The sequence below is a fragment of the Nocardia sp. NBC_01730 genome (assembly GCF_035920445.1).
Taxonomy (GTDB): Bacteria; Actinomycetota; Actinomycetes; order Mycobacteriales; family Mycobacteriaceae; genus Nocardia.
Window position 1 is genome coordinate 2,226,066 of the sequence record NZ_CP109162.1, and the last position, 14,968, is coordinate 2,241,033.

Consider the following 14,968-nt stretch of genomic DNA (forward strand, 5'->3'; position numbering starts at 1 on the left):
CCTCGGCCGCGGGATCACGCTACTGAGCCTGTCGTGGCTGGAACCGCTCGGCTTCGCCCTCCTCGCCGCCGGAGCCGCCGGACTGCCTGGGGCATGGCCGACGCCACCATCTGCCTGATCGGCGTCGCCGTCATCATGTACGCACCACGCAGCGCCTGAGTGGTCGACAGGCCCTGGGCCGGTCGGGGCAGCTCAGCCATGGGCAAGCGCGCGGTCGACAAGCGCGCCGATGACCGGTCCGAGGGTCTGGGCGTAGCTGACTGTGAGGTGATTGTCATCGCGGTACACCAGGTTGTTACCGACGATCAGGGGGCAGCGGGAGGCGGTGCAGAAGAGCGCGGTCAGGTCTGCGTACTGCCCGCCGCCGGTAGTGGCCGCCGCCTGCTCGGCGGCGATACCAGTGTCGTTCACCGCGACCGGCCGCGCGGGGGTGCATGCGGAGGCATCGTCGATATGTTCCGACAGGCACGCCGGCACGGTGGAGTGTGGATCGGGGACCCCCCCGAGAACGAGGACGGCCGAGCCGAACTCTCTCATCTGGGCAACCAGGCGGTTGAGGCCGGCGATCCACGCCTGGTCGTAGGAGACGAAGCCGAAGTCGCCACCATAGCGCCGGGACATGCTCACCACGATCAGCCGCGGGCGTTCGTCCCGCAGCCGGGCCAGGATCTGGCCACGCCATTGATCGCATTCGGTGTACTCGCGGCCCAGATAGGGGCTGGTGATAGGCAGGTCGAGCAGTGGGCAGGTGACCTTGGCCATGGTTTCCAGCCGCCAGTGCCGCGAGGCGGCGATCTGCTCGAACGCCGGAGTCCACATCGCGGCATGTGAATCGCCGACCAAGGCCACCGTGGTGGCTGAGCCCGTATCGCCGGAGGCGCACTGGGCGCCGCCCACATCATGCCAGGACCGTACGCAGCCGTTGACGAATACCTCCGCCTTGTCGCCGGCCGCGTTGGCGAGCGAGGGGGTGAGATTCGAAGGGACAGCACGAATTTCCGCCGAGGCAGCAATCGCGGACTGCGTTTGTGCGACCAACTGCCCGACCGCCTCATCGCGCGGGTCGACGGCGGGAACGGCCGGTGTCTCGGGTGCCGTGAGCGTCAGGGTCGGCGCCGCCATGCCACGGCCGACCGGTGCGGGCACCAGCACGAGCAGCATGAGCGCCACACCGATGGCGACTGCGGTACTCGCGCCGCCACAAGCGAGGCTTAGTGTGGCCGAACTTCGCAGCCGGACGGCGAAGCGGACCGGATTCTCGACCAACCACTGGGTGAGCATGGCGAGTCCGCCGGCCATGGCGACCGCGCCCAGTGAGCCGACCAGCCCGAGCGGGTGGCCGAGCACCTGCGGTGCCAGCACCAACACCGGCCAGTGCCAGAGGTACCAGGAGTAGGACACTGTGCCGATCGCCCGCATCTCGGGCACGGCCAGGACGCGACCGACTCCGAATCGTGTTCGACACAGCCGGATACGATCACCAGGGACGCTCCCAGGACGGGCACCAGCGCCGCGGAACCTGGATAGGGTGTTGTCCCGCTCAGTCGAGTGCAGGCCACGCCGATCAAGATCAGCCCGACCCATCCGGCGGCAACAGCGACCGATTTCGGCAGCCGGGACCATACGACGGCCGAGAGCGCCACCATGCCGCCTGCGGCCAACTCCCAGGCCCGTGCGGGCAGCGAGAAGAACGCCCATGGGCGCAGCCCGCCGGTCCAGATCAGCGAGATCGCGAAAGAGAGCGCGGCGACGACCGCGAGAACGATCAGATACGGGAGCGGGGAGGCCGAAGCGGTTCGGCGCCGCCGCACGAGCCAGGCTGTGGCGATGATGAGCGCAGGCCACACCAGATAGAACTGCTCCTCCACACCGAGCGACCAGAAGTGCTGAAACGGCGAGGGAGGCGCGTCGGCGGCAAGATAGTCGGTGCCGTGCAGGGCGAGTCGATAGTTCCCGGCATACAGTGCGCTGGCGATCCCGTCGCCGAGCACTTGGCGGGCCTGCAGCGGCGGCAGCAACACGGCCGCGAAGACCGCGGTGGCGACCAGAACAATACCTGCCGCGGGCAGCAGCCGGCGGGCGCGGGCGCCGTAGAACCGGGCCAGCCAGAAAGTGCCGGTACCCGCCGCTTCGCGGCAGAGGATTCCGGTGATGAGAAAGCCGGAAATGACAAAAAAGACGTCCACGCCGACGAATCCGCCCTTGATCCCCGGCACACCCGCATGGAAAAGCATGACAGCCAGTACGGCCACCGCACGCAATCCCTCGATATCGGACCTGAATCCCCGTTGCGGCGCCGCGTCGAGAACCCGATCTGCCCGCCGATTTCGCAATCCGCTTCCGACCGTGGCCGTCATGGGCAGCATTGTTATCGGCCTCGTCGGCTATGTCGCGACGACTCGCCGCACGCCGGGCATCCTGGCCTCGATCTTTCATACAGCCCTGCGTGATCGGATCGGGTGGCCGCGGGTCGTCGAGTCGCTCACGAAAAGTGAATCAGCCAGCGGGCCGCCAAGACCGACGAGATGGTTCATCACGCAACATTTATTTCCATACTTTCCGTTTCCTGCAATAGAATCCGGCCGTTTCATTTCACCGTCGAGATGAATCACAGGCCACAGAAGTGTAATTCTGGCAAGTGCTTGGTGAAACAGGCAAAGGCGGCGGCGGGCATCCCCGAGTATCGGTGGCCTGGTGCCACTGTGCTCATCCCAGGTCAGCTGGGATCACTTACGCAGGTGGTGGACGAAGAAATCACGCGCGGCGGTCGATGCCTTGCCGAACCGTTCCTCGTACACCGAGAAGTGCCCGCCCTCTAGCAGCTCGAGCTGCTTGGGTTCCAAGGCCTCGGCGTAGCTCCGCAACGCCAGATCGGCCGGTGTGAGCGTGTCGTTCTCGGCAACGATCATCAGCAGCGGCGTGGGCGAGACCCGGCGGATGAAGGCCTCGGGAGCGTAGGACTGGAACTTATCGATGCTGGAGACCGTCACCTCGTTACGCCAGGCGGGGACCTGAGGCCCGTTGTCCATGAGCCATCGGTAGACCTCGGCGCCGGGCATGGCGACCAGTTCCAACGGATCGTCGGACGCCGCCTTGATCGTCGCGTGCGGTGCGCCGGCGAAGCGTTGTTTCCGATCGTCGGCGATCGCCTCCCGCACGAAAGGCAATTGCACCGACGGAACCAACCGCGTGAAGGTCGCCCAGCCCTGGGTCAGCGGAACCTGCGACACCACCGCATGCACCCGACGGTCGGTGGCCGCCACCACGAGCACATGTGCGCCCGCGTAGCTCGTCCCCCACACCCCGATTCGTTCCGCGTCCACGCCGCCGAGCTGCTGTGCGAAGGTGATCGCATCGCGGTATCCGTCGATCTGCGCCTCCGGATCCACCTCGAAACGGGGCTCGCCGTCGGAGGTTCCGAATCCGGGATGGTCGTAGACCAGGCACGCCAGGCCGGCATCGGACAGCACCTCGGCAAAGGGGGCGACCCACTCCTTCACTCCCGCGAAACCGTGGGTCATCACGACCAGCGGAGCGTCAGCCGCGGTATCGGTCGGGCGGTACAGCCATCCCCGCAATGTCACACCCCTGCTGACGAACTCCACGTCGGTGCGCACAGCAGACCCCTTTCGTTACAATTTGGAACGTAATTATTCGAAGAATAGTGACAGACCCGAGTGGCGTCAATCACGCCCCGAGAACCCGACGGCGTCCAGCGCGGATCGCACCGTCAGCCGTACCAACCGCTCATCGATCGGTCCGACGGCCGGAAGCAGCGCACGCATCAGCATTGGTCCCGTGATGAGATCGCAGATCCATTCCGGATCGATGCCCGGCGCTATCTCGCCCCTTGCCACCGCCCGATCCAGGATGGAAGCGGTGGACCTGCGGCGGGGCCGCAGGAATCGCTCGTAGAAACTGGCAGCAAGCGCCTCGTTGCGCGACAGGTCGTCGAGCAGGCCGGGCAACGCGTTGCCCAGGACCTCGTCGGTGAACAACTCCATCTGGTGGCGCTGGATCGCGAACAATTCCGCCTCGATACCGCCCAGATCCGCCGAACCGGGATGCAGCCCGTAGCGGTCGATCAACACCGCGACCACCAGCTCCGCCCGGTCCGCGTAGCGCCGGTACAGCGCCGGTCGCGTCGTAGCCGCCTCATCCGCCACCGCTTGCAGGCTGAGCGCACCGTAACCACGCTGTGCGATCAGCCGGGCGGCGGCATCGAGCAGCGCCCTGTCCACTGTGCGGTTCCGCGGCCGCCCCACACTCGGCAAGTCTTGACCGTCAGGCATCCGACCACCGTACGACGGCCGATAACGCCGGCGAACGAGCACGAGCACGAGCCCGATGGCGTGGCAACCGGTCTCGACTGTCGTTCGCCGCTGCTTCTAGCCGTCCGAAGCCTGGATCAGCGCCTCCGCGAGCGCTTCGGGTTGCGTCAGCTGCGATTCGTGGCTGCCCGGCGTGTAGATCACCGGAGCTCCGGGAAGACGCTCGGGAAATCGCGGCGCCCAAGCGAACTCGCCAGGCGGCAGGGCGAGGTCGTCCTTGGAGAGCACATACGCGGACGGCAGCCGTAGCCGTTCCCATTCGTCGAGGTCGAGCGCTTCGTTCATGGTGTGGAACGGCTGGCGCTCGAGCAGCGGGTACACCACGTTCTGTGTCTCGGGGGAGGCGTCCTGCATGAATGCTGCGCAGAAGACCTCGAACGGGAACATCACCGAGTTGTCCGGCGACGCCGCTGCCGACGCGCGGAACATCTCGCCGTAGGCGGGCGGGCACAGGTCGATCAGGGTCTCGCCGCTGTGCGGAACGAACGCGCTCCAGTACACGAGGCGCGAGAGGCGGGTGGCAAGCCGCGCGGCCGCACCGGACACCGGGAAGCCGCCCCAACTGTGCCCGACTAGGACGGCATTGCGCAGGTCGGCCCGCTCGACGTAGTCGACGAGGTAATCGACGGTATCGGCGAGGTGGACATCCGCGCGCTGGTCGCCGGCGTTCAGACCCGGCAGTGTCGGCAAGTACACGACGTGGCCGTGCGCCCGCAAGTGCTCGGCCACCGGCCGCCAGGTCCATCCGGCATGGCAGGCGCCGTGGACGAGGACGAACGTACGCGACATCGTTGTCTCCTTCTGCAAGTGGTGACAGTCGAGAAAGCGAGATGCCGCCGCGAGTGCGGGCAGACTTTCCTACGACTCGGTTCTCTCGATCGCGCGCGGACGACGGACGCCCGAGGGCGACGTTTCGAAATCGGCGATCTGTGAGCCCTGTCACTATGTGACATGAACGGATAGTATGTCAAGAGAAGTGAAACATATTGCGGCAATGAACAGCGGCCCGAAAGGAGTGCGATGCGACCACGCGCACTGGTGTTCGACCTATACGGCGAGTTCTTCCGATACACGGGAGGCGGCGCCAAGCTCGGGGTCCTCACCGAGCTGATGGGCGTTTTCGGCGTCGAATCGGCGACGGTGCGGGTGGTGATGACCCGCCTGCGCAAGGAAGGTTGGTTCGATTCCACGAAGTCCGGTCGCGAGGTGTCCTACCTGCTCAACGACAAGAGCTGGCGGCTGCTCGACGACGGCCGCAGCCGCATCTTCCAGCGAAACCACGATGCGTGGGACCGTACCTGGACTCAAGCGTTGGTCGACGAGTCCGGCCTTGACCGCGAGCAGCGCAAGCGGATCGCGAAGTCGCTGAGTTGGTGGGGCTTCGGCACCTACGGTGGCACGGTCTGGTTCTCGCCACACGACCGGGAAAAGCAGCTGCGCGAGGCACTGGACGGCGAGGACGACCTGCGGATCCAGTTCCTGCGCAGTAGAACCGCAGGCCTGCCAAGCGACCGCCTGATCGCCCAGCGCTGCTGGGATCTCAGCGAGCTCGGCGCCGACTATCAGACATTCATCGAAGAGTTCCGCCCGCGCCTGGCCCGCTACCGGCGCGGCCCGACCGGCAGTACCGCGCTGATCGAGCACATAATGCTGGTGCAGCACTACCGGCGCTACCCGTTCCGCGATCCAGACCTGCCGGAGACGCTGCTGCCTACCGGCTGGCGCGGCCGCGCCGCGCACGAGGTGTTCACCGAGTGCCACGACGTCCTGCGCGCCGAAGCCGAGTCGTTCGTCGCGTCGGTCGCCGCAGCCCCGACAGCCGGCGTCACCTAGATATGTAACACATCAATTGACGAATGGGAGAAATCTGTTACATACTGCCAATAGCTTCGTACGTGCGATCCGCGCCACAGTCAGATAGGGCCGACACCGATGTCACTCCCAGATCAGCACCCCGCTCCCCCGCCGCCCCTGCGCGTCGCGTGTATAGGCGGTGGCCCTGGTGGTCTATTCGCCGCCATTGCGCTCGCGCACGCCGTGCCGGGCTCCGTCATCGACGTGTTCGAGCGGAACAGCGAATCCGATGTGTTCGGTTTCGGGGTCGTATTGTCCGACGCAACACTGGAGAATGTCGACACGGTCGACACGGTGCTGCGGGATGCGCTGGCCGCCCACGGGCGGCACTGGGACAGCATCGAGGTCCACCTCAAGAACGCCACGGTCGCGGCCGGCGGCAACGGGATGTCGGCCATTCACCGTCGCGAACTGCTCAGCGCCCTGCGGCAGCGGGCGACAGCGCTGGGCGCGCGGCTGCACTTCTCGACCGAGGCGGATGTCGATGAGCTCGACGCCCGGGGTGAGTACCACCTGATCGTGGCGGCAGATGGCACCAATTCCGCTGTGCGGCAAAGATTCCTCAACGAACTCGGACATTCGGTCGAGCAGGCGGCGGTCGAGTTCATCTGGTTCGGCACCACCTACCAGTTCCGGGGGCTGACCTTCCTGCACGAACAGTCCGAGCACGGCAATTTCGCCGTGCATGGATACCCGATCGGCTCCGGTCTGAGCACTTTCATCGTCGAGACCGACGAAACCACCTGGCGCCGTGCGGGTCTCGACAGATTCGACATGTCCGCCCCGCCAGGTACGTCGGACGAGGTGACCCAGCGCTACCTCGAGCGGCTGTTCGCCGACCAGATCGACGGACAACCACTGGTGGCCAACAACTCTCGCTGGGCCAACTTCCGCACCCGCCGGACCGACCGCTGGCATACCCGCGGCACCTGCGGCACACCGGTGGTGCTGCTCGGTGACGCCGTACACACCGCGCACTTCTCGGTCGGTTCGGGCACCAAGATGGCCATGGAGGACGCCGCCGCGCTAGCCGCTACCGTTGCCGAGCATCCCGCCGATCTGGAGGCCGCGCTCACTCGATTCCAAGAGATCCGCAGGCCGCAGGTGGCGAAGATCCAGGACTCGTCGATGCCGAGCCTGTCGTGGTGGGACCACTTCGGCGAGTACTACCGCGCCTTCGAGCCGTGGCAATTCGGATTCCACTTCTTCAGCCGATCCATCTCGGCGGAGAAGATCCGCGTGCGCGACGGCGAGTTCATCGCGGCCACCGAGCGTGCGTGGCACGCCGAATTCGGTGCGGCCCCGCTCGACACGCCGCTGCGGCTGGGGTCGACCACGTTCGGCTCCCGGATGCTTCAGCTGACCGAGTGCGGAGACGACCGGATACGCCTCGGGGACGGCGGCTCAGCACTGTCCGCGGTGCGTGGGGCAGCAGGCGGTGACGGCACGGTCCCCCTCGTCATCGCCCCCGACATCGATGCCAACTCGCTGCCTGCCGATGTTCGCGCCGAGTTGGACCGGCTGTGCGCGTCGCGGCCCGACGCGGTTGTCGTGCGCGGCGGCACCCCGCTGTCGCGAGTCCTGTGCTCGGAGCACGTGCGCTTGAACCGCCACATCCCGTCGATCCTCGTCGACGCGCCCACCGCCGTCCGTGCGCGCCGGGCCGTCGACGAGCACGATTGTGCGGCCACGCTGATCCTGTCCGGGCGCGCCGACGCGGTGGCGTTCGAACCGGATCCGCAGCCTGCCGCCCGGGTTCCGGCCGATGTCGAGGCGGCACGATGACCACGACACAGATCTCCCCCGCCGATACCTCGTCCATGGCGCGTGCGCGGCTCGACAAGCTCTTCCGTCCGGCCTCGGTCGCAGTCATCGGCGCATCGGCGGTGCCAGGCAAACTCGGGTCAGTGATGCTCGAAGCCGTCACATACGGCGGCACCGGCATCCGAGCGGTCTATGGGATCAACCCGAGGCTCGAGGGTGAGGGCATGCATCCCTCCTTGCGTGCGGCCACCGAATTCCATGCCGGTCCACTGGATTTGGCTGTGCTATGTGTTCCTGCGGCTGCCACTCCCGACGCGTTGCGCGAGGCAGCGGACTGTGGTGTCGGCGCTGCCCTGATCTGCTCGGGCGGATTCGCCGAGGTCGGCGGCGAGGGTGTCGGCTTACAGGAGGAGCTGGCGAAGATCATCGCCGCCACGGGTATTCGGCTGCTGGGACCGAACACCTCGGGATTCTTCCGGCCCGGCGAGGCGACGGTGAGCTTCGTGCCGACTGTCCGGCACATCGTCCCAGGATCGGTCGCTGTCGTCGCGGCCAGCGGCGGAATGAATCATGCGCTGTCGTTCCTGCTGTCCGAGCACCGCGTCGGCGTGGGGCTCGGCGTGGGACTGGGTAACTGCGTCGACGTCACCCATGTCGACGTGCTCGAATATCTGCACACCGATCCGTCGATCACCGCTGTCGCACTGCATATCGAGTCGGTCGACGACGGCGCGGCACTGCTGTCCGCCCTTCACACGGTCAGCACGGACAAGCCGGTGGTGGCGATGGCGGTCGGACGCAGCGACGTGTCGGCGTTCTCCGAATCCCACACCGGCGCCCTCGCGACCTCGTGGCGTACTACGCGTGCCCTGCTCGCGGAAGCCGGTGCCGTGGTGGTGGATTCGGAGCAGCAGCTGGTCGACGCGTTGGCGGTGCTGAGCCGCACGAGGCTGCCCGCCTCCGCCGCGCCGGGCATCGGTGTGGTCACCGCGCAGGCAGGCCCCGGCTTGGTGCTACTGGATCAGCTTCTAGCAGACGCGGTTCGGGTACCTACGCTCGCTGCGCCGACCCAGCAGCACCTCGCGCAGTTACTGCCCCCGATGACCTACCAGTCGAATCCGGTGGACACCGGCCGACCGGGACCGACGTTCGATGCCGTGCTCTCGGCCACCGCTGCCGATCCCGGGATCGATGCCATGGCGGTCTATGCGCTCGCCGAGCCCGATGCTGTCGATCTCGCCGACGCGGTGCTCCGCTCCGGGGTGCACGAGCGCATGCCGGTGGTGCTCGGCATCGGTGGACCGGCTTTCGCTGTCGCCGGAACTGCCTGTGCAGCAGCCGAATTAGCCGTCCCTGTACTGTCGAGTCCTTCCGCGCTCGCGGTCGGGATCCGGGCACTCGTAGCAGATGCGAGGGCTCGGTATCTGCACTCAGGAAACGGTGAGACGCCGGTTTCGCAACGCGCTCCGGCCTCCCTTCTCTCCTCTGCCGAATCCACCGGTGTGGATCCGGCCGGGACTCCGGCTCGGCCGCCCGGCTCGGCGGACACAAACAAGCCGGCCCCGGCTATCGCTCTGCCGGCCGACGAGGCGATCGCCAAGGATCTGCTCGACGCGCTGGAAATCGCCACCCCACCTCGGCGAGTGTGTACCGACCGTGCCGCGGCCCACCGCGCACTGACCGACCTGCCACTCCCGGTGGTGGTGAAGATTCTCGATCCCGCGGTGCTGCACAAGACCGAAATCGGCGGGGTACACCTGAACATTCGCACCACCACGGAACTCGACGCGGCGCTCGACGCTCTTTACGCGATCGGCGCACCCGCCTATCTGGTGGAGAGTATGGCCGAACCCGGTGTCGACTTGTTCCTCGGCACCCGCCGCGACCCGGTGTTCGGCCCGATCGTGGTTGCCGGTTCGGGCGGTACAGCGGCCGAGGCGATCGGGGATGTCGCCATCCGCAGCCACCGCGTCACCGTCGCGGGCGCGGCCGCCATGCTCGACGACCTGCAGTGCGCCGCCCTGCTGGACGGCTGGCGCGGCGGCCCGGTCCTCGATCGGGGTGAATTCGCGCGCATCGCGGTGACTCTCGCGCACTACCTGACCGACCACCCGGAAATCAGCGATATCGAAATCAATCCCCTGCGGCTGACCGCGACCGGCCTGATCGCGCTCGACTCGGTCGTCGTGGCCACGCAGGACCGGCTCGAAGGAGAGCTGCCGTGAACACCCGAATTCCCGTGTCGATCGACGGTGTCGTGCCCTGGCCCGACGACGTCGCAGCGGAATACCGAAGGGCAGGGTACTGGCAGGGCAGATCGCTGGCCTCCCACATCGCGGAGCAGGTCGCCCGCCGCCCGGATGACGAGGCCGTCGCGGACGGCGCGACCCGCCTGACCTACCGGCAGCTGTGGGATCGGGCCGCATCCTGCGCGCAGGCGCTGCTCGATCTGCACATCGCGCCGGGCGACCGCATCGTGTTGCAACTGCCGAACTGCTGGGAGTTCGTCGCGCTGACACTCGGCTGCCTGCGCATCGGGGTGGTGCCGGTGATGGCACTGCCTGCGCACCGGCAACACGAGCTCACGCATCTGGCCGCGGTCGCCGGAGCCGTCGCGATCGTGGTGGCCGACATCGACCGTGACACAGATCTGCGGCAGGTCGCCCAGCAGGTCGCGGTCCAGGTGCCCAGCCTCCGCTCCGTCCTGGTGCATGGTGAATTGTCCTCCGGCTCACCGGAATATGCTCCGGAGAACAGCCTTCGAGCTACTTTCGACACGACCGTGCGCTTCGCCGAAGCCGATTACGAGCCCACGGGCGCCGATGTCGCCTGCATGCTGCTCTCCGGCGGCACCACCGGATTGCCCAAGCTGATCGTCCGCACCAACGACGACTACGCCTACAACATTCTGCGGTGCAATGAGGTTTCCGAATTCGATTCGAGCACGGTCTATCTCGGTACGCTGCCCTGCAGCCACAATTTTCCGCTGGCCTGTCCCGGCGTGCTGGGCACACTGTTCGTCGGTGGCCGCGCCGTAATGCTGCCTTCGCCGTCCCCCGAGCGCGCGTTGCGCACCATCGACGCCGAGAGCGTCACCATCGCGGCCGTCGTTCCCGCGATCGCGCAGAGCTGGATCGAGTATCAGCGTGAGCGAAAGATATTGTGCGGCGACAGCTTGCGCGTGCTACAGGTGGGCGGCTCACGCATGCCCGACGAGCTTGCGGCCCGGGTCGAACCGGTGCTGGGCGCACGGCTGCAGCAGGTGTTCGGTATGGCCGAGGGACTGATCAACATGACCCGGCTCGACGACGACCTGGAGATCATCCTGATCACCCAGGGCAGGCCGGTCAGCGACGCCGACGAGATCCTGGTCGTCGACGAGAGCGGCAATCCGGTGCCCGACGGCGTTCCGGGCGCGCTGCTCACCCGCGGCCCCTACACCCCGCGTGGCTATTTCCGCGCCCCCGAACACAATGCGCGCGCATTCACCACCGACGGCTGGTACCTCAGCGGAGATATCGTCCGACGCCGCCCGGACGGCAACCTGGTCGTCGCGGGCCGGGACAAGGACATGATCAACCGCGGCGGGGAGAAGATCTCCGCCGAAGAAGTCGAGAACTTCGCATACCAACTCGACGGCGTCGAGATGGCCGCCGCCGTCGCCATGCCCGACCCCGTACTCGGTGAGCGCTTGTGTCTGTATCTGACCGTAGCGCAAGGCTATTCGATAGCCCTGGCCGATGTCGCCGCCGTGATGAACACTGCCGGGGTAGCCAGGTTCAAGCTTCCGGAACGGCTCGAGCTCATCGCCACGATGCCCACCACGAAGGTCGGCAAGATCGACAAGAAAGCGCTGCGCGACGACATCCGCGAACGCCTCGCCCGGGACCACGCGGAGCCGTGGCCTCCCATCGCCACGACGACCGTACTCGACTCCGCCGCACAGGAAGTAGGCCCGATGACCGCCTCCGCACCGCTCGCTGAGCTGGATCAGCTCTACCGCGATTTCGAGACCGCTCACCTGAACCCGCTGTGGACCCAGCTCGGCGATCTGATGCCGATGACGCCCACCGCCAAAGCCGTTCCCTTCGTATGGCAATGGTCGACGCTGTATCCACTGGCGCAGCGCGCCGGTGGCCTCGTGCCGGTCGGCCGTGGCGGCGAGCGACGCGCCATCGCGCTGGCGAACCCAGGCCTGGGCGGCGTGCCATACGTCACGCCCACACTGTGGGCAGCCATCCAGTATCTCGGCCCGAAGGAGACCGCGCCCGAACATCGCCACAGCCAGAACGCGTTCCGGTTCGTCGTCGAAGGCGAGGGCGTGTGGACCGTCGTCAACGGCGACCCCGTGGCGATGCGCCGCGGCGACCTGTTGCTCACCCCCGGCTGGCACTTCCACGGCCACCACAACGACACCGACCAGCCGATGGCGTGGATCGATGGACTCGACATCCCGTTCGTCCACTACACCGACGCGGGATTTTTCGAGTTCGGATCCGACGGCGTCACGGACGATTCCACACCCGATGTATCGCGCGCGGAACGGCTGTGGGCACATCCCGGCTTGCGACCGCTCGTCGGCCTCGACGCCGAAGTCAGCTCGCCGATCGCCGCGTACCGGTGGGAACACACCGATGCCGCGCTGCGCGAGCAACTCGCCCTCGAGGACGAGGGATATGGCGCCACGACCGAGCCCGGGCACGCCGCCGTCCGCTATACCAATCCGACCACCGGTGGTGACGTCATGCCGACGCTCCGCGCCGAATTCCATCGCCTGCGCGCCGGCGCGCACACCCGTCCGTGTCGTGCGGTCGGGTCGGCCGTCTACCAGGTGTTCGAGGGTTCAGGACGATTCCGCCTCGGCGACGAGGTCAGTGCGGTCGGCAAGGGCGATCTGATCGTCGTGCCGTCCTGGACGCAGTGGTCCATCGAGGCCGACACCGAGTTCGACCTGTTCATGTTCTCCGACGCACCGATCGTCGAACGCCTCCACCTCGACCGCGTCCACATCGCCGAAGGAATCTGAGCACCGATGAAACTCGCCACCCTTCGCCTCGACGGCGCCACCGCGCCGGTTCTCGTCGGTGACACCACGGCAACCGTCATCGACGGGTATGCGGACCTCTCCGAGCTGCTGACCGCACCCGACTGGAAAACGTTGGCGAAGCAGGCATCCGGCCGAACTGTCGACCTTTCCGACGCCGACTACGCACCGGTGGTACCGAATCCGGGCAAGATCATCTGTGTCGGGCTCAACTACGCCACCCACATCAAAGAGATGGGCCGGGAGCTACCCCGGTATCCGACCCTGTTCTCGAAATTCAAAGAGGCCCTGACCGGCCCGTACGACGACGTGATCGTGCCGGCCTACGCCGCCTCCGAGTTGGATTGGGAAGCGGAATTGGCCGTCGTCATCGGCAACGAGGCCTATCAGGTCTCGGCGGCCGACGCCGAGACCTACATCGCGGGCTACTCGGTGATCAACGACTACACCATGCGCGACTACCAATACCGCACGCTGCAGTGGGACCAGGGCAAGACGTTCGAAAAGACCAGCGGCTTCGGACCAGTCCTGGTCACCGACTACGCCCTCGGAAGCCGAATCGAAACACGCCTCGACGGCCGGGTGATGCAGAACGCCACCACCGACGATCTCGTCTTCACCCCCGCGAAGCTGGTCGACTACATCTCCCACATCGTCACTCTGCAGCCCGGCGACGTGATCATCACCGGAACCACCGGCGGCGTCGGCCATGCCCGCAAACCCCCGCGTTACATCCAGAACGGAGAGACGGTCGCCGTCAGCATCGAAGGCATCGGCACGATCCGCAACAGGACGATCGTCGAATAGGTTCCTGGACAGTGGAATTCGATGAACTCGCACTCGACGAGCAACTACAGATCGCCCGCCGCGGCACCGCCTACTTCGCCCAGCGTCTGGCGAGATTCTCCGACGCCGACCTCGGCGGAAACACGCTGCTGCCCGGATGGACACGCAGGCATCTGCTCGCCCACATCGGCTACAACGCAGCCGCCCTGTGCCGCTTACTGGACTGGGCGGCCACCGGCATCGAAACACCGATGTACGCCTCCGCCGAACAACGGGCCCGCGAAATCGACGAGGGATCCACCCTCAGTCCGGCTGCCCTGCGAAACTTGTTCACCCACACTGCCGCCCGCCTTGATGAGAAGTGGCGCAACCTACCGCCGACGGCATGGGCGGCCGAGGTGCGCACGGCCCAAGGCCGCGTCGTCCCCGCCGCCGAGACGACATGGATGCGCACACGTGAGGTATGGATACATGCCGTCGACCTCGCGAGCGACGGCCGCTTCGGCGACTTTCCCTCCCCGGTGCTCGGCTCCCTGCTCACGGACATTGTCGGTATGTGGCGTAAGAAGGGCCTCGGTATCGGGCTCGTCCTGGCGGTCGAGGCAGCCACACCGATAGCGGTACACGAGGATTCGACTCACACGGCCAGGGTCGCCGGCCCACTCGCCGCCGTCGCCCGGTGGGCTGCCGGCCGCGGCGGGGCCGGCGTGCGCATCGAAGGCCACCTCGATGGGCCGCCAGGCTGGCTATGAGCCGAGCGCCGGGGCTGGCAGCCCACTTCGCTTGCGTCGCTCGCATCGATTCCGGGTGGAGATCAGCACCACCAGCCAGCGGCCGTCCCATGACTGTTCGTCGGATCCGAAGGTGTAGCCCGCCGTTATACCGCGTCCAGGCCAACCGCCTCGTAGACCTCGATCGCGGCGTTGGCCAGGCCGGGGCACTGGGTGACCATCGCCGCGGCGGCGTCCAGATCGTCGGCGGCCAGGATGGTGTAGCCGGTGAGCTTCGTCCGGTTGCCGTCGATGACCGAGCCGTCCAGGGTGACGGTTCTAGCGGCGGTGAACACGCTGCCAGGGTCTATGACCGCCGCGCCGAGGTCGCGGAACCATTGCTCCCATGATGCGCGGACCGCATGCGGATCGGAGTCCTCAGCCGGGTAACCGGTGTAGATCGCCACGTACTTTCCCAT

Annotated in this window: 10 protein-coding genes and 2 pseudogenes; 7 read left to right on the top strand and 5 right to left on the bottom strand. The window is 66.8% G+C overall.

Translation table 11 applies throughout. The features are described from left to right. Nucleotides 1–192 precede the first annotated feature (192 nt). From OHB12_RS08580 to OHB12_RS08595, 4 genes and pseudogenes are all read right to left on the bottom strand, one after another. Nucleotides 193–2,357: pseudogene (locus OHB12_RS08580) on the bottom strand (acyltransferase family protein). A 369-nt stretch (nucleotides 2,358–2,726) separates the two neighbouring features. Beyond that, entirely contained in the window at nucleotides 2,727–3,617 is an 891-nt protein-coding gene (locus OHB12_RS08585) for an alpha/beta hydrolase (RefSeq protein ID WP_327117820.1), read from the bottom strand. 66 nt (nucleotides 3,618–3,683) lie between these two features. After that, a complete protein-coding gene (locus OHB12_RS08590; protein WP_327117822.1) occupies nucleotides 3,684–4,292 on the bottom strand; it encodes a TetR/AcrR family transcriptional regulator in 609 nt (202 codons plus the stop codon). Between the two features lie 96 nt (nucleotides 4,293–4,388). After that, complete coding sequence (locus OHB12_RS08595) at nucleotides 4,389–5,120, bottom strand: alpha/beta fold hydrolase (RefSeq protein ID WP_327117824.1); 732 nt, start codon at nucleotides 5,118–5,120, stop codon at nucleotides 4,389–4,391. Between the two features lie 231 nt (nucleotides 5,121–5,351). On the opposite strand from OHB12_RS08595, the gene OHB12_RS08600 reads away from it, so the two are divergent. The 7 genes and pseudogenes from OHB12_RS08600 (at nucleotide 5,352) to OHB12_RS08630 (ending at nucleotide 14,531) form a co-directional block, all read left to right on the top strand. Next, the gene (locus tag OHB12_RS08600; protein ID WP_327117826.1) at nucleotides 5,352–6,164 is read left to right on the top strand and encodes a PaaX family transcriptional regulator; all 813 of its coding nucleotides are present in this window, start codon (nucleotides 5,352–5,354) and stop codon (nucleotides 6,162–6,164) included. A 99-nt stretch (nucleotides 6,165–6,263) separates the two neighbouring features. Then, nucleotides 6,264–7,970: an FAD-dependent monooxygenase gene (locus OHB12_RS08605; RefSeq protein ID WP_327117828.1), complete on the top strand. Its 1,707-nt coding sequence runs from the start codon at nucleotides 6,264–6,266 to the stop codon at nucleotides 7,968–7,970. Then, nucleotides 7,967–10,174 carry an acetate--CoA ligase family protein gene (locus OHB12_RS08610; RefSeq protein ID WP_327117830.1) on the top strand — a complete coding sequence of 736 codons (2,208 nt, stop codon included), beginning with the start codon at nucleotides 7,967–7,969 and terminating at the stop codon, nucleotides 10,172–10,174. Before OHB12_RS08605 ends, OHB12_RS08610 begins: the two co-directional genes overlap by 4 nt. A 32-nt stretch (nucleotides 10,175–10,206) precedes the next feature. Then, a pseudogene (locus tag OHB12_RS08615) lies at nucleotides 10,207–11,775 on the top strand ((2,3-dihydroxybenzoyl)adenylate synthase); the annotation flags it as partial. A 132-nt stretch (nucleotides 11,776–11,907) separates the two neighbouring features. Continuing rightward, nucleotides 11,908–12,975 (top strand): cupin domain-containing protein, encoded by a 1,068-nt coding sequence (locus OHB12_RS08620; protein WP_327120951.1) that lies wholly within the window; start codon nucleotides 11,908–11,910, stop codon nucleotides 12,973–12,975. A 6-nt stretch (nucleotides 12,976–12,981) separates the two neighbouring features. Further along, on the top strand, nucleotides 12,982–13,800 hold the full coding sequence (locus OHB12_RS08625; protein ID WP_327117832.1) for a fumarylacetoacetate hydrolase family protein: 819 nt from the start codon (nucleotides 12,982–12,984) through the stop codon (nucleotides 13,798–13,800). A gap of 11 nt (nucleotides 13,801–13,811) precedes the next feature. Continuing rightward, entirely contained in the window at nucleotides 13,812–14,531 is a 720-nt protein-coding gene (locus tag OHB12_RS08630) for a maleylpyruvate isomerase family mycothiol-dependent enzyme (RefSeq protein WP_327117834.1), read from the top strand. Nucleotides 14,532–14,656: 125 nt separating this feature from the next. Here OHB12_RS08630 and OHB12_RS08635 read toward each other — a convergent pair whose 3' ends face one another. Continuing rightward, nucleotides 14,657–14,968 carry a hypothetical protein gene (locus OHB12_RS08635; RefSeq protein WP_327117836.1) on the bottom strand — a complete coding sequence of 104 codons (312 nt, stop codon included), beginning with the start codon at nucleotides 14,966–14,968 and terminating at the stop codon, nucleotides 14,657–14,659.